We start from the raw sequence: 18,597 nt of genomic DNA, 5'->3' as shown, positions 1-18,597 counted from the left end.
GCTCGATGTAGCGAAAGATGAGACGTTGGAAGCAGTAGAAACAGAAACAGGCGAAGCAGCTGAAGAGCTCGAAGTTGTGACAGATGAGACATTGGAAGCAGTAGAAACAGAAACAGACGAAGCAACTGAAGAAATTGAAGTCGTGACAGATGAGACATTAGAAGTAGTAGAAGAACAAGATCATAGCACGATTTCAACTCTTGATAAGGTAATGGGATACTATGAGCAGCTCCGTTCTGCATACAAAAACTTTATTTCCTTTCTAAAATAATTCGACCTACAGGGATCCGTTTGGATTCCTGTTTTTAAATAGGCTCAGTTTTATTCTTTTGGGTTTGAATATAAAAGTGGAATAAATGTATACATCAACATCTTTGATTTTGTAATGGTGTAATTTTGAAAGCACAAAAACAAACGTCTGAGCTAATAAATTTACTTCAGACGTTTGTTTTTTTTATTTCTATTTGGTTTAAAATTTTCATTTAAATTTGAATGAAGATTTGCTATGTATGAATGAAGCCATTCTGGGAGTTTCCCAGTTTTATAGACTTGTTGAACTTCTTTTTCCAATATCCCTAACGGTGGATTGTTTGGATGGATTGGATCATGAAGATTAATTTCTAATAAATCTATATTTATATCTATTTGTTGAGGGTCGGTTTCAATAGACTCTAGCGAATCCTTAAAAGCAGTTTCAATATCTTGTGCATATTGTTGAACTTCATAAAGTTGTTGGATTAATAATAAATACTCCGCACGAAAACGAATAATATCCTTACTCATTTGTGTAAATTTTTTCGTTGCTGCAGCAACTTCTCTCTGCTTTCCCGCAAGTAAATATGGAACAAGCTTTTGTAACCGTTGATTTTTACTTTTATTTATATCTAGTATTTCGTCATTAATATTTTTTATTTTTTTAGTAAGGGAACGTTCATTATTAATAATATTTACTCGGGCAATTTTTTGTTCGATTTGCTCGCGCTTCTTATAAAGAACGGCTAACTTATCATCATATTCTTGTTTTATCGAATTAAAATGTTTTATTTCCGGATACATTTCCACCCTCCTTTTCTATAATTGAAACGTCTCTAACACAATAAATTCGTAATAAAAATTATTTTTTCTGTCTGTGAATAGGGGATTTTAGAGAATATGTAATAATTTTCATCGAACCGCAATGTAAACATGTAATATTATCAAAATTGTTTGTAAATGTTACGGGGTATCTTTTATTACTGTCGATAACTTAGTAATATAAACATGGTCTTCATAGAGTGCTCTCATTAAATCTTCATATTTTTTATTGTATTCTTTAATGCTAGTATTTTTTATAATTAAGGAGTGTTCATAGGATGTTTAAAGTGCTAATAGCTGATGATGATCAAAATGTACGAGAAATTATTAGGTATTATTTTGAGCAACATAATATCGAACTAATTGAAGCTCCTGATGGAATCGAAGGACTTGAGTTAGCAAAAAAAGAGTCACTAGATCTTATTATATTAGATATAATGATGACTAGTATGGATGGCTATGATGTCTGCCGCGAAATACGTAAGTTCTCAGATGTGCCTATAGTTATGTTAACTGCTAAAGGAGAGGAATTTGATCGTGTACTAGGGTTAGAGCTTGGAGCAGATGATTATATTACTAAACCATTCAGCCCGAGAGAATTGGTTGCAAGGATCAAGGCAATACTTCGACGAATTGAATCAAAAGATCAAACAAATCAAAGAATTTCAAGATATATTTATCATGATATTGAAATTAATCTTAATCGTCGGGAAGTCATTGTAAAAGGGGAAAAAATAAACTTTCGACCAAAAGAGTTTGATTTACTAGCTTTTCTAGCAAAATCACCTGGTAATGTCTATACTCGTGAACAATTATTGGAACAAGTCTGGGAATATAATTTCATTGGGGATATTCGTACAGTCGATGTACATATAAAAAAAGTTCGACAAAAACTAAAAAAGGTCAGTTATGATTTAATTGAGACGGTCTGGGGTGTAGGGTATAAATTCGAAGGTAGATTTTGAAGGGAATAATAAGACTAAAGTAAAAAGGTGAGTACATATGTGGAAAGTAGCTATTGGGTCAAAAAATCAAGCAAAGATAAATGCAGTGAAAGCAGCGCTCAGATCAAAGGATGTAAATGTAGATGCCTTTGATATTCCTTCAGCGGTTTCAAAGCAACCGTTCTCAGATGAAGAAACACAGGTAGGCGCAATAAACCGGGCAAAAGGATGTTTAACGAAAGGAGAGTTTGATTTTGCAATAGGGTTAGAAGGTGGAGTTGTTGAATTAGGATCAACAATGTTTTTATGTAATTGGGGTGCACTTGTCACCTCTACAGAGGATGTTTATGTGGCCAGTGGTGCAAAAATTGCCCTGCCAGAAGAGGTTGCCGCCAAAGTTAGAGAAGGTGTTGAACTTGGCATTGTCATGGCTGATTTCACGGGAGTAAATGATATTCGTAAAAAAGAAGGGGCAATTGGTATATTTACAAATGGATATGTTTCAAGAGCTGAGATGTTCACACATGTTGTTAAGTTGTTGATTGGTCAGTATGAATATAAACAGAGTAGCAAAAAGAATTAAATTTGCCATGTTAAAAAGTAATGGATGCTCACCATTACTTTTTTGTTTTAGAAATAATATGAAATGGTCGAATTTTGTCAATTAGTGCTTGTCAACTAAAATTAATTCGCGATATGATAGAAATGAGCACAGAATTAGAGGAGGGAGAAATATGGGGAAGAAATCCAAATTGGTCATCACAACCGTAGTTCTGATGCTAATGTTTGTTGCTGGCTGTTCAGTTTCAAAAGAAGAAATGATAGAAGAGACAAAAAATACCTTTATAGAAGGTTTTCATCAAGAACGTGTCGAGGCCAATGAAGAGACAGCTGAGATTCACTATTTTTTACCAAGTTCATTTTCAGTTTCCGATGTTTCTGAAAATAATGTAATTTTTGAGAAGGGAAATCAGCCTTTTCTGCTTTTTTATAATCCTGCAGAAGGATTAGACAGCCAGGTAAATATGGAACGGGACCTTGAATTTAAAGAAGAGGCTTTGCTGTTTGAAACCATCGATTCAGAAGGTCGTTTTGGCTATATTATGGTTGTCCCTGAAGAGAGTGATCAGTACACTCTTGTCATTGGGGTCGGTGGAATGAAGATAACCACGATGTCATCACTATCTGACTTGTCAGCAAGTGCAAAAGATATGATAGAAGTATTAAATTCGATAAGTTATAAATAAGTGTACAAAGTTAGAAGCATTAAGCCTTCTAGCTTTTTTTTGTTCTCACTTTTATTCTCTTAAAAACAAGGCATGCTAAAGGATATTACTCCATTAGGAACGACTCCATATTAACAGATGTCTTTACATATGTCATTGTTTAGATATAATTTCGTTATACAGATTTTTAGATTACGGATAGAAGGCTGGGATTATCATGAAACAATTTCTAAAAAAGAAAGGTGTAGACCTTTCTCTAAAGACATATTTTATTACTGCTTTAAGTTATATGGCTTTAGGTCTTTTTTCTTCATTAATTATAGGTTTAATTATTCGAACAGCCGGGCAGCAGCTTGGTGAGCATTTTCAATTAGAATGGTCTGAATGGCTTGTAACGATGGGACAGCTTGCAATGGATTTAATGGGCCCGGCAATTGGTGTTGCTGTAGCTTATGGTCTGAAAGCTCCTAGGCTCGTGCTATTTGCAGCTGTTGTCAGTGGAGCGGCCGGTGCGCAGTTAGGTGGTCCTGCAGGCAGTTTTATAGCGGCATTACTTTCAACAGAAATTGGAAAATTAGTATCAAAAGAAACAAGGTTAGATATTATCGTCACTCCTTTCGTCAGCATTGCAACGGGTTTCTTTGTCGCAACATTTATCGGACCTAAAATTGCAAGTGGTCTTGAATGGTTTGGAAGTGTAATTATGTGGGCAGTAGAACAACAGCCTTTGGTGATGGGCATATTAGTGGCGACGTTGATGGGATTAGCATTAACGGCACCAATTTCCAGTGCTGCAATCGCCTTTATGCTTGGTCTTGAAGGAATTGCCGCGGGGGCGGCAACGGTTGGATGTGCTGCGCAGATGATTGGTTTTGCAACGAGCAGCTATCGTGAAAATGGATTTTCCGGGTGGGTTGCTTTAGGAATAGGTACCTCGATGCTTCAAGTAGCGAACATCATTAGAAATCCTCTCATCTTAATTCCGCCGACAGTGGCGGGGATCCTCCTTGCCCCATTTGCAACCATCGTTTTCCAAATGGTCAATAATCCAGCAGGAGCCGGGATGGGGACGAGCGGATTTGTCGGGCAAATCATGACTTTTACTGTCATGGGATTTTCGTGGGACGTTTTTCTCCCAGTCATCCTCCTGCATTTTATTGGACCTGCAGTCATTAGCTTGATATTATCAGAATGGATGAGAAAAAAAGGCTGGATCAAATTTGGAGATATGAAGATAGAACAATAGGAAAAGCAATGTATAATTTATAATTGTTTTATTGTATTTCAAGAAGCAACTCTGAAATTACATACACTAATTCTAACTTATTAATTATTAATTAAAAAGGTGGTTTTCATTATGAAACATGTTGAGTCTAAGGAAATGTTTGAGGAAGTTATAAAAGATGGAAATGTAGTCGTGATGTTTTCGGCGGATTGGTGTCCTGATTGCCGTGTTCTTGATCCTGTATTGCCAGGTATCGTTGCTGACTTTCCTGAGTTTACATTTTACTATGCTGATCGTGATAAGTTGATCGATCTATGCGGAGAGTTGGACATCTTTGGAATTCCGAGCTTCTTAGCATATAAGGATGGCAAAGAAGTCGATCGATTCGTAAGTAAAGACCGTAAGACAAGAACTGAAATTGAATCATTTTTACAAACAGCACTAGACAAATAACTTATTTGAAAGATTTGGCGAAGGAAAAAGTCATGTTACACCCTTTCAAAACTGAACAATTCCTGTTAATATAGGTAAGTCAGAGGGTTCGAAAACTCCCCTCTCTAAAAAAAACTAAAGCGATAGCGCTTGAAATGAAAGGATGTACAAAATGGCAAAAGCTGAAGTAAATCACAGTAAGTATGAAGGCATTCGCTTTGATATTGAGAGTGAAGATGTAATTTTAGTTGATATTTTAGAAACAATTCCTTATGAGTACGTAGGAAAAGATACAGAAGTAGTAATCCCGACAAATGAGTTTACATCTGTATGTCCATGGTCTGGTCTGCCGGATTTTGCGGATATTAAAATTAAATTCATTCCTAATGAACTGTTAGTAGAAATGAAGTCTTTAAAATATTATTTAACATCATACCGCAATGTAGGTATTTATCAAGAGCATGCAACAAACAAAATCCTGGAAGATCTTGTGAATCTGATCAAACCAAAATACATGAAAATTGAAGCATTATGGAATGCTCGTGGTGGTCTTGGGACAGAAGTTGTGTGCGAATATCGTGAAAGTAAATAACTGGATGCAGAAACCTCTTTTACTACTTTAGTAATGGAGGTTTCTTCTTTTGGAACAGAGTGAAATGCATGTTACAATAGTTTCGTAATAAAGTATGCAATGGAGGGACCCCTCATGAAAATAAATCAATTAAAAAAAGAATTGGAACAGCGGTTAGCGAGTGCTGACCGTGTTATTACGTATAACAAGGAAAACGAAGAACTGCGCATTGAAAATAGTAAAACGAAAAAAGGCGTTTCAATTTCACTAGGTAAATTATTAGCAAAATGGGAAAAGCGAAAAGAAGCAGCTATTGATGAAACCATTCATTATGTTGATACATCTTTGCAACTAATGAATAAACGATTGAATTTAGCAGGAAAGGAAAAAGAAATCTTTCCAGTAATTCGTTCAACATCCTTTCCGCTTGAAACAGCTGATGGAAAGAAATTAGTCTATGATGAGCATACTGCAGAAACAAGAATCTTTTATTCTGTAGATCTTGGAAAGTCATATGCACTTTTAGATGAAGAGACGTTAGCAGGAGAAAAAGTAAGTGCAGATAAAATAAAAGAGCTGGCGCGTTTTAATGTTCGGTCATTGCCGACGGAGATGAAGACAGATAAGGTAGCAGGTAACACTTTTTATTTCATCAATTATAATGATGGTTATGATGCTAGCCGTATAGTAAATGATACTCTTATTGAGCAAATGACTAATAAAGTTGAGGGAAAGTTAGCGATTGCTGTGCCACACCAGGATGTATTGATCTTTGCTGATATAGTAAATGAGCAAGGCTATGATGTTCTTGCTCAAATGGTTTTCCAGTTTTTTATGAATGGACGTGTTCCGGTAACCGCTCTACCATTTCTTTATGAAAACGGCGAGTTCGAACCGATTTTTATTTTAGCGCAAAAGAAACCAAAGCAGTGACTGGTTGGTAAATTAAAAGTTAAAAGTTAAAACACTTACCAACTAACCAGCCTTCACCACTAGGGAAACACTAGTGGTTTTTCCTTTTTTTCGTTAAAATAGTGTACATAGAGGAGATGGTGTTTTTTTATGAGCCAGTTTAGAAACTTAATAAAAAAAATTCAAGATATATTTTTTGGTAAAGAAGTTGAACAAATTGAACAACTTGAGGAAATGAAAGAAAGCCAAACTAAATCGTTTGGGAGAATTGAAAGTGATCAGAGAAACGGGGAACCAAAAATAATTCATCGTTATCCAAAGCAGGGCCAGTTTCGTTTTCCTGTTATTGATGATAATGAGCCCAAAACGTCGAATGTACCTTCACCTAAACAAAAGATAGAACCATTACATAAGAGCAAACGACCACTTCAACAACAGGAAATGAAGGCAATTCACAAACCGAGCCCGAAAAAAACGGTTGAGAAATCAATTCCGGCTAAGGAATCAGCTAAAGAAAAAGTGGTTCCAAAATCACGGGAAAAGTTTTTAGGTAATAATTTCAAACCAACATCGATTCCATCGCCAGTCTATGGGTTTGGAAAACGATCGAGAACGAAGGAGGATGACTTACAGATTGATCAGCCGTTAAACAACTCTTTCGAAAAAAAGACATTTCCTACCTATATTAAGTCAATTGAAACCATCGAAAATGAGCTTCTAATAAATCAAAAGCAACAAATGGCTTCGAGCAAAGAGGTTAGTGCAACAATAGAGCAACAGGTAGAGTCTTCAGGAAGTAAATTAGCTCTTGAGTTCGATGTTGTCGAGAATGTGGAGATGGATAACGTTGAGGAACGAAATGAAGACAATGATACTGTAAATTCTGATGATCAACAGGAAGAAGTAGTAGAAATCGAGGGAAAGGTTACAAGCATTGATGAAAATGCAGAAATTGCCGCAGTCAGCGAGGAAGTCTCTTTGATGGAAGCTGAATCTGTAATGAGTGAAGAAGCCGCAATGATAGAACCAGAACCTGCTGTGAATGAAGAAGCCGCAATGATAGAACCAGAACCTGCTGTGAATGAAGAAGCCGCAATGATAGAACCAGAACCTGCTGTGAATGAAGAAGCCGCTATGAAAGCACCAGACTCTGTTATGAGTGAAGAAGTTGCTATGATAACACCCGATTCTGTTATAGATGAAGATGACTCCATGTTAGATGTTGATCCTGTTACGAGTGAAGAACTATACGAAGAAGTAGAGGTCGAGCAACGAGAACAGTATGAAGTCGCTGAAGAAGAGATGGATCATCAAATGGAGAAAGTTGAAGGCAATAATGATGCAGAAGATCAGCCTGCTTTGCCAAAAGAAAGATCGAATCGGGTAGTCATCCCATTTAATGTATTAATGTATACAAAGGATAAAGAAAAACAAGAAAACTCAACGGTAAATGAAACAAAGCAAGAGATTGAAAGTAGCTACGAATTCCCAAGTATTACCTTATTAGATGTTCCACCTGCGCAGGAAGGAGACAGTCAAGAGTGGCTGACTGAGCAACGGCAATTGTTAGAAAATACGCTTGAAAACTTCCATGTAAGTGCTAAAGTCGTAAATGTGACGAAAGGACCAGCAGTTACAAGATTTGAGGTGCAGCCGGCTCTTGGGGTAAAGGTAAGCAAAATAACGAACTTGGCTGATGATATTAAACTTTCCTTATCTGCCAAAGATATCAGGATTGAAGCACCAATTCCAGGAAAGAATGCGATTGGTATTGAAGTTCCGAACCGAGTAAGCTCTCCAGTAGGCATTCGTCAAATTATTAGAAGTAGCGAATTCCAAACAAGTTCGTCGCCATTGACAGTAGTAATGGGATTAGATATATCCGGGAAGGCAATTGTAACCGATATTCAAAAAATGCCGCACGGGTTAATTGCCGGAGCAACAGGCTCAGGGAAAAGTGTGTGTATAAATTCAATCCTGATTAGCCTTATGTATAAGGCAAAACCTGAAGAGTTGAAGCTATTATTAATTGATCCGAAGATGGTTGAGTTGGCACCTTATAATGACATCCCTCATCTCGTAAGCCCTGTTATTACAGATGCAAAACAAGCGACAATTGCCTTAAAATGGGTTGTTGAGGAAATGGAGCGTCGTTATGAACTATTTGCAGAAAGTGGTGTTCGTGATATAAAGCGATATAACCACATACACTGTAAAGACGAGACAATCCCTCCGGCTCTACCGTATATCGTTGTCATTATTGATGAATTAGCTGACTTAATGATGGTTTCTCCACAGGATGTTGAAGAAGCAATATGTCGTATTGCTCAAAAAGCAAGAGCCTGCGGCATTCACTTATTATTAGCAACACAACGTCCGTCTGTCGATGTTATTACAGGTTTAATCAAAGCAAATATCCCAACGAGAATTGCCTTTTCAGTTTCTTCATCAGTCGATTCAAGAACGATTATTGATTCAAGTGGGGCCGAGCGATTACTTGGTAAAGGCGATATGTTATTTTTGGAGAATGGTTCAGGAAAACCAATTCGTGTGCAAGGAAATTTTGTATCAGATGATGAAATTGACCGTGTTATTTATTTTGTCAAAAAACAAGGACAACCAGAATATTTATTTACGAAAGAACAGTTAGTAAAAACCCAGGCAAGTTTTGAACAAGAAGATGACTTGTTTGAAGAAGCTTGCTACTATGTATTTGAACAAGATATGGCGTCTGCTTCCAGTCTGCAACGACGTTTTCGAATTGGCTTTAACCGTGCTGCGAGATTAATTGAAATGATGGAGCATCAAGGAATTGTATCTGAAGCAATGGGAAGTAAGCCGCGAAATGTGTTAATAACAAGGGAAGAATTTGAGAGTCAGCTGGAAACAAATCATGTTTAAGGGCTATTATCTTGAGAATCTTGTCTATTTTTAGAGGAATTATGCTTCCATCCCTTGTTTTCTAGAGCATTGTTATATATGATAATAGCAAGTAACATTTTAATCTTTGAAGATATTATTTTACTGAGTAAGTGAATCAAGAAAAAGCATTTGTTTCGAACATTTACATTAAGGAGTGATCGACATGCAAGAGATTCAGCTATTTGACTTAGTTCAATCAGTTTCTCCAAAGTGGTTACCCTTATTAAGAGAAGATGAACAATCTATGCTCGTTGTTTTGCAGTATGGCCTAGGTAATCTTAGTGAAACTGATTTAAAAGAGATTATTGGTGCAGCCATTATGGAACAACATAAGGAACAGCCTTTGTATCATTAAAATGTTCTAAACTTGCTAGCTTAGTTTTTTGTTTTTACAGCTCACTTATTTACAGGTACCCGTGGAAGGATGAAAATCCACTTCACGGGTATTCATGCGTTACATAGAAGTTGGATATTGTTGTTATAGATAGAAAATGAATGAAATATTTGTGGAATAGTTAATAATAGGTAGTAAATATACTAGTCATTGTAAAGGAACAAGGAGACGTCATGAAAGAAATTGAGTTGAAGTTACAAGGTAAAATAAAGAGATTAACAAATAAGACATTTAAATTTGATGAGCGTGTGAAAGAAGGATGGTTTTCTGCCGTTTATTTCCTGAAAACGAGGGAAATTATTAAACGTCATAAAGAAGATAATGTCGTAACAATGCAGTTCTTTCAAAAAACGAATGCAGTTCTTTGTGGGTCTGACGAAGTCATTGCGCTTATTAAAACGTTTGCCAAAAACCCAGATGATCTTGAAATCCATTCATTAAAGGACGGGGACAAAATTAGCCCATTTGAGACGGTGCTAACGATTAAAGGTCCATATCAAAACTTTGGTTACCTAGAAGGGATTATCGATGGGATTTTGGCGAGAAGGACATCTGTTTCAACAAATGTGTATAATGTTGTGAAAGCTGCACGTAAATCCGGTACCCAAAAGCCGGTCATTTTTATGGGGGACCGAGATGATCACTTTACACAGCAATCGGGCGATGGCTATGCTGCGTTTATTGGTGGTTCAAAAGCGCAGGCTACACATGCAATGAATGAATGGTGGGGGAAAAAGGGCATGGGAACGATGCCTCACGCTCTTATTCAGCTTTTTCAAGGGGATGTTGTTGCGGCTGCAAAAGCTTATCATGAGACTTTTCCCGAGGATGAGTTACAGGCACTTGTTGACTATAATAATGATGTTATTACTGATGCATTGAAAGTAGCCAGAGAGTTTGGTCATAAATTAAAAGGCGTGAGAATTGATACATCAAGAACAATGGTTGATCAATACTTTTTTAGAAATCCCGATGTACTAGGATCATTTGACCCGCGTGGAGTAAACCCAGAATTAATTTTTGCCTTACGCAGGGCATTAGACGACGAAGGCTTTCACCATGTCAAAATTATTGCAACAGGCGGATTTGATGCAAAAAGAATTGAAGAATACGAATCCATTAATGTACCAGTTGATATATACGGGGTTGGCAGCAGTCTGTTAAAAATATCAATCGGGTTTACCGGGGATAATGTTCTTCTAAATGGTGAACACGAAGCAAAGGCCGGACGAAGATATCGTCCTAATCCGCGTCTGGAAAAAGTAGAATAGTCTGCGTATAAATGTTTTGCCAACAAAACTATCGCTACTACTCCTATTGGGTAGGAATGGTAGCGGTAGTTTATTTGATTTCGTACAAAGAACCAGCGTGAACATCTATTGCTAAGACAGCTTTATAAATTAAGAACACCATTTGACTGAGATTTATATGGTAAAGGGGGCGAAAATGGCATGAACGTGAAGGAAATCATTGATTTCAATCTCTTACGTAAAGAAAAACAACAAATCGCCGATCGTACTCTATGTTCTCTCTATGAAGAATATTTTTCTTATCTTGAAACAAGTATCAATTTAAGGGAAAAAGTAAGGGCAAAGCATATGTTTTATCATAAAGTTGGGGTTCCTTTTCAGGAATTGCATCATACAAAATGGAAGTTACAATTTGAACATTGGCTTGCTTTTGATTATGTAACTGTTATGGGTCATCGAATGTTCGATCAATTTATTCGCGAGTACAGTCATCAGTTGCCGAAACCAATGCTCGAAATGAGCAGCTTTCTTTTTTTGATGACACTTGAACCAATACTCATCGAGAAAGTAAATGACCGGCATAAGATTGAAGGAAGGAACCCATTATTCGGAAAAAGTAGTGAAATACAAAGTCTTCATTTTCCTTTTACAGACATTACGAAAGGCGATTTGATTTTTCTTCGTCAAACAAGAGCCGGATTTAAACAAGTAGCAATTGGACCTCATACGAAAATTAAAAAATTAGATAGTAACCGGTTGATGCAGCTAATTCAGGCTGACTATGAAAAGGTAAATAAAAGGAAACCTCATACAAGTTGGAGAGCGTTTCTGAAAGAATTCGGTATTCATTATTTAAAATTTGCAGAAACACTTTGATAGATGACTTTAATAATCGTCCATTAGTGGATGGTTCTTTTTTTATTAGGTATACTTATATTAAAGAAAGATTTTATCTTGAAATGGTTGTGATATCGTTTTTCTGTTATAATGGAAAATGCATGACATAAAAATTCACATACTGGAATAGCATACAATAGCATTAATACATATTAGGCATATACTGTTTTTAGATATCGTTATTAAGGTATGATAATTGAAATTGTGGAGGTCCATTCTATGACAATCTACCATTTTATCGGCATTAAAGGTTCAGGAATGAGTGCCTTAGCCCAAGTTCTTCATGACATGAATTACCAAGTGCAGGGGTCTGATGTAGAGAAGGTCTTCTTTACACAAAAACCACTTGAAGAGAAAGGGATTACGATTCTTCCGTTTAATAAAGAAAATATTAAAGAGGGTCAAGTAATCATTGCCTCTCCAGCATATTCTTCAAGTCATGAAGAAATTGAGCGAGCTAATGAACTAAATATCGATGTACAAAAATATCCTCATTTCCTTGGACAGTTTATTCAGCAATTTACAAGCGTAGCGGTTACTGGCTCACATGGGAAAACATCAACAACCGGTTTACTTTCCCATGTATTAAGTGCGGCACAGCCAACATCATTCCTCATTGGTGATGGAACAGGTAAAGGGGCCGAGAAGAGCAAATACTTTGTTTTTGAAGCATGTGAGTATCGCAGGCATTTTCTTAATTACAAGCCAGATTATGCCATTATGACAAATATTGATTTTGATCATCCTGACTATTTTCGTGATGTAGAAGATGTATACAGTGCTTTTCAGGAAATGGCAATGCAAGTGAAAAAGGCAATCATTGCTTGTGGAGATGATCAGTACTTACAACGTATTCATGCTCAGGTGCCTGTTGTATTTTACGGTCTAAGTGAAGATAATGATTTTCAAGGAAGAAATATTCACGTAGAGAAAGATGGCACAACATTTGATGTATTTGTTCGAAACAACTATTATAGTACATTTAAGATCAATGGCTTTGGTACGCATAATGTATTAAATGCGTTAGCAGTCATTGCTTTATGTCATTACGAAAACATTTCCGTTGAAGCTATTAAAGAACAGCTGCAAACTTTTGCTGGTGTAAAAAGAAGATTTTCGGAAAAATCTCTCGGTAAGCAAGTGCTGATTGATGATTACGCTCATCATCCAACAGAAATTTCGGCAACGATCGAAGCGACAAAGCAGAAATATCCTGACCGAGAAATTGTTGCGATCTTTCAACCGCATACATTTACGAGAACAAAAACATTTCTTGATGAATTTGCAAACAGTCTCAAAAAGGCTGATGTCGTGTATCTTTGTGATATTTTCAGTTCAGCAAGAGAAAATAGCGGAAATTTAACGATTCAAGATTTATTAGACAAAATTCCAGGGGCAAAGCTTATTAATGAAGCTGACATCCATCAACTAAGTAAACATCACCAAAGTGTATTATTATTTATGGGAGCCGGGGATATTCAAAAATTTCAACATGCCTATGAAAAAGGATTCTCGTAACCAAAACCAGAGCAGCTGCTCTGGTTTTTTTATAAGGTGTTTACTTGTCGAAAAAGGCGAGATGATCTAACTTTTTTAAAGGACTATATCGAATGATGTAGAAATTATTAGATAGCATGTTTGATTGAATGTTAAATGGGAATAAAAATGTTGAAGGGAAGTGTAATGATTGTCATGATGATTGTGTATGTAAGTGTTGCCCTAATTGCCGTAGCTTTTACTGTTTTAGTTGTGTATTTGGCAAGGACGCTGCGTTCAGTACAGCATACTCTGGATAATGTTGCAAATACAATGGAAAGTTTAGAGAAACAATTAAAAGGAATTACAGCAGAGTCTACCGAATTATTACATAGGACGAATCGTCTTGCAGAAGATATCCAAGGTAAATCAGAATCATTAAATACCGTATTTACCTCTGTAAAGGACTTAGGAGAATCGATGCAAGGCATTAACAAATCCATCAGGAAAGTGTCTGAGAATGTTTCTTCTCAAGCTGAACGTCAGTCTGACCAAATTGCACAGGCTGTTCAGTGGGGAAATGCTGCCATTGATTTATGGACAAAGTGGAAGAGTAAAAAGGAAGAAAAAGCGTTCAAAGACTAACACACTTGGAGTTGACTGCTTGTATGACACCCAAATATTAACTCCATTAAACAAATTAATAAAGGAGGATTTCAAATGGGAGAAAACAATCAAAACATTCAGCACAAGGAAGATAATTTGAACACGAAGGATTTTTTAATCGGGGCATTAGTCGGTGGTATCGTTGGTGCTACAACAGCCCTGCTACTCACACCAAAGTCTGGACGAGAGATTCGCCATGGGATTAATGAACAGGCACAAATTGCAAAGCTTAAAACAGTTCAATTAAAAGAAACAGCTACTGATTATGCAGGACAAGCAAAACAAAGGTCTTCTGATATTGCCCGAGCTATTTCAGAGCAATCTTCACAAGTAGTTGGCAAAGTAAAAGAAGTAGCAAGTAATGTAAAAGAAGATGTTCGAAATTTACGTAGTGTTGCTGCTGTTCCTGAAGAATTAGATGGTGAAGAAGTAACTGAACAAAATCTTGTCGAAGCTTCTAATGTAGAGCTTCTTCAGGAAGAGGAAGCAGCAGAAGAGTTAGAAAAAGCCAGAGCATAATTAACAAGTGAATATATTGAGAAAACGGTAGAAACACCCTCCTCATTGAGAAATGTCAGGGTGTTTTTACTGTGTGTACTTTACTCAAAATACTTTAACGCTTAAAAGCGTCTAATTATTAAAGAAAAAATCCGTGACAATAATTATTATTTCATATATAATTATTCGTAATCATTAGAAATTAGAAAAATCATTTTTTTAGAATATTTAAAAAACATAAGGAGTGGGGATTATGAGCAACGAACAATTAAATGAATTACGTAATAAACTGGATGAAGTAAACTTACAATTAATGGACGTTATTAATGAGCGTGCAAGACTGGTTCAAGAAATTGGTCGTGTAAAAAGTACTCAAGGTGTAAATCGTTTTGATCCTGTCCGTGAAAGAAAAATGTTAGACTTGATTGCTGAGAAGAATGAAGGACCATTTGAAACGGCAACATTACAGCATATTTTCAAGCAAATTTTTAAAGCAGGTCTAGAATTACAAGAGGATGATAATCGAAAAGCCCTTCTCGTTTCCCGTAAGAAACACCCAGAGAATACAATTGTTACGATTAAAGGCGAAACAATTGGAGACGGGAATCAACGTATGATTACTGGTCCATGCTCAGTAGAAAGCTATGAGCAAGTAGCTGAAGTTGCAAAAGCGATGAAAGCTCAAGGATTAAAGCTATTACGTGGGGGTGCGTATAAGCCTCGTACTTCTCCTTATGACTTCCAAGGGTTGGGATTAGAAGGTTTACAAATTTTAAAACGTGTAGCTGATGAGTTCGATATGGCAGTTATTAGTGAGATTGTGAACCCTGCTGATATCGAGTCAGCAATTGAATATATTGATGTTATCCAAATCGGTGCTCGTAATATGCAAAACTTTGAACTATTAAAGGCTGCGGGCTCAGTTAACAAGCCAGTTCTATTAAAACGAGGTCTTTCAGCAACAATTGAAGAATTCATTAATGCTGCAGAATATATTATCTCAAAAGGGAATGGCAATATTATTCTTTGTGAGCGTGGAATTCGTACTTACGAGAAGGCAACCCGAAATACATTAGATATTTCTGCTGTTCCAATCTTAAAGCAAGAAACTCATTTGCCGGTTGTTGTTGATGTCACCCACTCTACTGGCAGACGTGATCTTTTAATCCCTACTGCAAAAGCAGCTCTTGCGATTGGTGCAGATGCTGTAATGGCTGAGGTACATCCTGATCCGGCAGTAGCGTTATCGGATTCTGCTCAACAGATGGATATCCCGCAATTTAACTCATTTATGTCTGCACTGCGTGAATCAGGTCTATACAAAAACTAATAAACAGCTTACCTCTTCTATGCTTATAGGAGAGGTTTTTTATGCTCCAAATAGGTATACGAGTAAAAAATTACTATTATCAGCGTATAGCTCCAATTAGGAAAACAAATCCTATATAAAAAGATAGGGGTGGTATAGGGATGAGAATAGTAGTAATGGTCGTTAGTTTCCTATTGCTGATTGGTTGTGGAAATCAGGCCCATGAAGGAATGGATAGTACGATAGAATATAGTCAGTTTAGCCATACACCTGTAACTGAACTTGATGCTAAAGAAATGATTGAATTCCTTTATCGAGCTGAAAAGAAGATGAGGGAACCATTAGAAAATACATACGTAAATAATGAAGGAATTGAAGTTTTTTCAAATCAATTTATTAGTAAAAGTGATTTGTTCAAATACTATGAACAGTATTTAACAATTGAATTAGCTGATACACTTGTCCGCAAAGTGACAGATCTAAGCGTTAGCCGCAGTGGTGAGTATTTAGCAGCTTCTAATTACCATTGGTATAGTATTTACGATGCTGTACCGGAGTCAATTAAAATTATCCAACATACAACGATACAAACGGTTGTTGAGATGGATATACTTGATGAACTCGGTCAAGGACGTCTCCAGTATGTCATTATGAAAAATAGATTTGGTGAAAATCCAAAAATTGTTCAAAAGACGCTGTTATATAATTAATGAAGTTAAAAGTTGAAAGCATGGTTTAGTCAAAATGGGATGGTTTCTCTGAAAAAATTCGGAAACTTGTCGATATAAGTAATATGAATCAATTGCGGACCTCCTAAATGTGTCGTATGATAACATTACAATTATCTATTTATAACAAACAGTGATTGAATAAAATAGAGGGGGATCATTGTGAATACAACAACAATATATGATGTTGCCAGAGAAGCGAATGTTTCCATGGCTACAGTATCAAGGGTAGTAAATGGAAACCCTAATGTAAAACCAACTACAAGAAAAAGAGTACTAGAAGCGATTGAGCGATTGGGATACCGTCCGAATGCTGTAGCCCGTGGATTAGCAAGTAAGAAAACTACGACAGTAGGGGTCATCATTCCGGATATATCTAGCATTTTCTTTGCGGAGTTAGCTCGGGGAATCGAGGATATTGCGACAATGTACAAATACAATATCATCTTATGTAACTCCGATCAGAACAAGGACAAAGAGATTCATTTACTTAACACACTACTGGAAAAGCAGGTTGATGGAATTGTGTTTATGGGTGGAGAAATTACGGAAGAGCATGCTGAAGAATTTAAACGTTCACCAGTTCCGATTGTATTAGCAGCTACATTGGATGTAGAGAAAGAAATTCCATCGGTAAATATTGACTATCAACAAGCTACATATGATGCTATTACAGTTCTCATTAAGAATGGACATACGAATATTGGAATGGTGACGGGTTCATTAGAAGACCCAGTTAATGGTTATCAGAAATATCTAGGCTACAAAAAGGCCTTAGAGGAAGCAAGTTTACCGTTTGTTGAAGAGAATGTTGTGATTGGTGATTATACGTATGATTCAGGAATCGAAGCAATGGAGACGTTTCTGAAGATGGAGAACAAGCCGACGGCCATTTTTGCCGGAACTGACGAAATGGCACTAGGTGTGATTCATGGTGCCCAAGACAATGGCTACAGTATTCCGGACGATTTTGAAGTGATTGGTTTTGATAATACTCGTTTAGCTTCAATGGTACGTCCAACACTAACGACTGTTGTACAACCGATGTATGATATCGGTGCCGTTTCCATGCGTTTATTAACGAAATATATGAATAAAGAAGAAGTTGATGATCATATTGTTGTGTTGCCACATCGAATTGAATTTAGAAATTCTACACGCACAAACGATGGAGAGACTTTCTAAAGTTTTCAAGCAGTCTGACTTTTTAAGACAGACTGCCTTCTTCATGACCAAAAGTTAGAGAGTGTGATAAGTTATTCAGGGAGAGAGTTATGAAAAAACTTGATATATTAACACCTTTAGGTATTTTAGTAGGAACAATTATGATTTTCTTCGGAATTTTCTCCAATGCTGGTCCTAGTGGTATCTTCTTTTTTATCCAACTTTCCTCGATTATTATTGTTTTTGGAGGATTAATTGGAGCACTTTTTATTAACTTTTCCGCTGCAGAAATCAAAAAAATACCTCGGGTGATAAAGGAAGCATTCAATACGGATAATCATGATCTGCAAGGGTTAATTCAGACGTTTGTTGAGCTTTCTGGTAAAGCGCGTAGAGAAGGGTTATTAGCGTTAGAGAATGAAATTGAGGATGTAAAAGATCCATTTATTGAAAAAGGAATTCTGCTTGCTGTTGATGGTTTAGAGCCAGAGACAATAAAGGATATTATGATGGCAGAAATTGTTGCACTTGAAGAAAGGCACCGAAAAGGAAGGTCTATTATCGAAAAGGCAGGTGAATATGCTCCTGCTTGGGGAATGATTGGAACGTTAATCGGACTTGTGTTAATGCTTCAAAACCTTCAAGATCCTTCAACGTTAGGACCGAATATGGCAGTTGCTTTATTAACAACACTCTATGGTGTCTTACTGGCGAATTTAATTTTTATTCCAATGGCTAGTAAGCTGGCAAACAAAACAGAAGAAGAGGTGTTCATCAAACAAATTATTGTTGAAGGTGTTATCGGTATCCAATCGGGACAAAACCCAAAAATCCTCGAAGAAAAATTGAGTGCTTTTTTACCATTAGCTATGAATGGCAAAGCTGTAGAAAAAGCGGAGGAAGAATAAA

The 18,597-nt window shown here is 36.6% G+C and carries 20 protein-coding genes; 19 read left to right on the top strand and 1 reads right to left on the bottom strand.

Annotated elements, in window-relative coordinates:
- Positions 1-271: hypothetical protein (locus tag ACJ2A9_RS13455; RefSeq protein ID WP_441422180.1), on the top strand; the 271-nt coding region annotated here is incomplete at its 5' end.
- A 161-nt stretch (positions 272-432) separates the two neighbouring features.
- Here ACJ2A9_RS13455 and ACJ2A9_RS13450 read toward each other — a convergent pair.
- Positions 433-1,056, bottom strand: a complete 624-nt coding sequence (locus ACJ2A9_RS13450; RefSeq protein ID WP_441422179.1) for a hypothetical protein — start codon at positions 1,054-1,056, stop codon at positions 433-435.
- Between the two features lie 296 nt (positions 1,057-1,352).
- Here ACJ2A9_RS13450 and ACJ2A9_RS13445 point away from each other — a divergent pair, with 296 nt between their 5' ends.
- From ACJ2A9_RS13445 to motP, 18 genes are all read left to right on the top strand, one after another.
- Complete coding sequence (locus ACJ2A9_RS13445) at positions 1,353-2,039, top strand: response regulator transcription factor (RefSeq protein WP_441422178.1); 687 nt, start codon at positions 1,353-1,355, stop codon at positions 2,037-2,039.
- Positions 2,040-2,076: 37 nt separating this feature from the next.
- Positions 2,077-2,601, top strand: coding sequence for a DUF84 family protein (locus ACJ2A9_RS13440; RefSeq protein WP_441422177.1), 525 nt, complete (start codon positions 2,077-2,079; stop codon positions 2,599-2,601).
- A gap of 151 nt (positions 2,602-2,752) precedes the next feature.
- The gene (locus ACJ2A9_RS13435) at positions 2,753-3,265 is read left to right on the top strand and encodes a hypothetical protein (protein ID WP_441422176.1); all 513 of its coding nucleotides are present in this window, start codon (positions 2,753-2,755) and stop codon (positions 3,263-3,265) included.
- 196 nt (positions 3,266-3,461) lie between these two features.
- Positions 3,462-4,490 (top strand): PTS transporter subunit IIC, encoded by a 1,029-nt coding sequence (locus tag ACJ2A9_RS13430; protein WP_441422175.1) that lies wholly within the window; start codon positions 3,462-3,464, stop codon positions 4,488-4,490.
- 111 nt (positions 4,491-4,601) lie between these two features.
- On the top strand, positions 4,602-4,922 hold the full coding sequence (locus ACJ2A9_RS13425) for a thioredoxin family protein (protein WP_441422174.1): 321 nt from the start codon (positions 4,602-4,604) through the stop codon (positions 4,920-4,922).
- Between the two features lie 151 nt (positions 4,923-5,073).
- The gene (gene queF, locus ACJ2A9_RS13420; RefSeq protein WP_441422173.1) at positions 5,074-5,493 is read left to right on the top strand and encodes a preQ(1) synthase; all 420 of its coding nucleotides are present in this window, start codon (positions 5,074-5,076) and stop codon (positions 5,491-5,493) included.
- Positions 5,494-5,607: 114 nt separating this feature from the next.
- Positions 5,608-6,405 carry a DUF1444 domain-containing protein gene (locus tag ACJ2A9_RS13415; protein WP_441422172.1) on the top strand — a complete coding sequence of 266 codons (798 nt, stop codon included), beginning with the start codon at positions 5,608-5,610 and terminating at the stop codon, positions 6,403-6,405.
- A 129-nt stretch (positions 6,406-6,534) separates the two neighbouring features.
- Positions 6,535-9,285, top strand: coding sequence for a DNA translocase FtsK (locus tag ACJ2A9_RS13410; protein WP_441422171.1), 2,751 nt, complete (start codon positions 6,535-6,537; stop codon positions 9,283-9,285).
- A gap of 184 nt (positions 9,286-9,469) precedes the next feature.
- On the top strand, positions 9,470-9,661 hold the full coding sequence (locus tag ACJ2A9_RS13405; RefSeq protein ID WP_441422170.1) for a hypothetical protein: 192 nt from the start codon (positions 9,470-9,472) through the stop codon (positions 9,659-9,661).
- A 212-nt stretch (positions 9,662-9,873) separates the two neighbouring features.
- Complete coding sequence (locus tag ACJ2A9_RS13400) at positions 9,874-10,971, top strand: nicotinate phosphoribosyltransferase (protein ID WP_441422169.1); 1,098 nt, start codon at positions 9,874-9,876, stop codon at positions 10,969-10,971.
- A gap of 180 nt (positions 10,972-11,151) precedes the next feature.
- Positions 11,152-11,826: a hypothetical protein gene (locus tag ACJ2A9_RS13395; RefSeq protein ID WP_441422168.1), complete on the top strand. Its 675-nt coding sequence runs from the start codon at positions 11,152-11,154 to the stop codon at positions 11,824-11,826.
- Positions 11,827-12,066: 240 nt separating this feature from the next.
- A complete protein-coding gene (gene murC, locus ACJ2A9_RS13390) occupies positions 12,067-13,365 on the top strand; it encodes a UDP-N-acetylmuramate--L-alanine ligase (protein WP_441422167.1) in 1,299 nt (432 codons plus the stop codon).
- Between the two features lie 147 nt (positions 13,366-13,512).
- Positions 13,513-13,968, top strand: a complete 456-nt coding sequence (locus tag ACJ2A9_RS13385; RefSeq protein WP_441422166.1) for a DUF948 domain-containing protein — start codon at positions 13,513-13,515, stop codon at positions 13,966-13,968.
- A gap of 75 nt (positions 13,969-14,043) precedes the next feature.
- Positions 14,044-14,508, top strand: coding sequence for a YtxH domain-containing protein (locus ACJ2A9_RS13380; protein ID WP_441422165.1), 465 nt, complete (start codon positions 14,044-14,046; stop codon positions 14,506-14,508).
- Between the two features lie 232 nt (positions 14,509-14,740).
- Positions 14,741-15,817: a bifunctional 3-deoxy-7-phosphoheptulonate synthase/chorismate mutase gene (locus ACJ2A9_RS13375; protein ID WP_441422164.1), complete on the top strand. Its 1,077-nt coding sequence runs from the start codon at positions 14,741-14,743 to the stop codon at positions 15,815-15,817.
- 140 nt (positions 15,818-15,957) lie between these two features.
- On the top strand, positions 15,958-16,506 hold the full coding sequence (locus tag ACJ2A9_RS13370) for a hypothetical protein (protein WP_441422163.1): 549 nt from the start codon (positions 15,958-15,960) through the stop codon (positions 16,504-16,506).
- A gap of 180 nt (positions 16,507-16,686) precedes the next feature.
- Positions 16,687-17,709: a catabolite control protein A gene (gene ccpA, locus ACJ2A9_RS13365; RefSeq protein ID WP_441422162.1), complete on the top strand. Its 1,023-nt coding sequence runs from the start codon at positions 16,687-16,689 to the stop codon at positions 17,707-17,709.
- A gap of 89 nt (positions 17,710-17,798) precedes the next feature.
- Positions 17,799-18,596 (top strand): flagellar motor protein MotP, encoded by a 798-nt coding sequence (gene motP, locus ACJ2A9_RS13360; protein WP_441422161.1) that lies wholly within the window; start codon positions 17,799-17,801, stop codon positions 18,594-18,596.
- Position 18,597 lies beyond the last annotated feature (1 nt).

It is taken from the genome of Anaerobacillus sp. MEB173 (assembly GCF_052119505.1).
Taxonomy (GTDB): domain Bacteria; phylum Bacillota; class Bacilli; order Bacillales; family JBJMAU01; genus JBJMAU01.
This window is presented reverse-complemented; position numbering and strand designations above follow the sequence as displayed.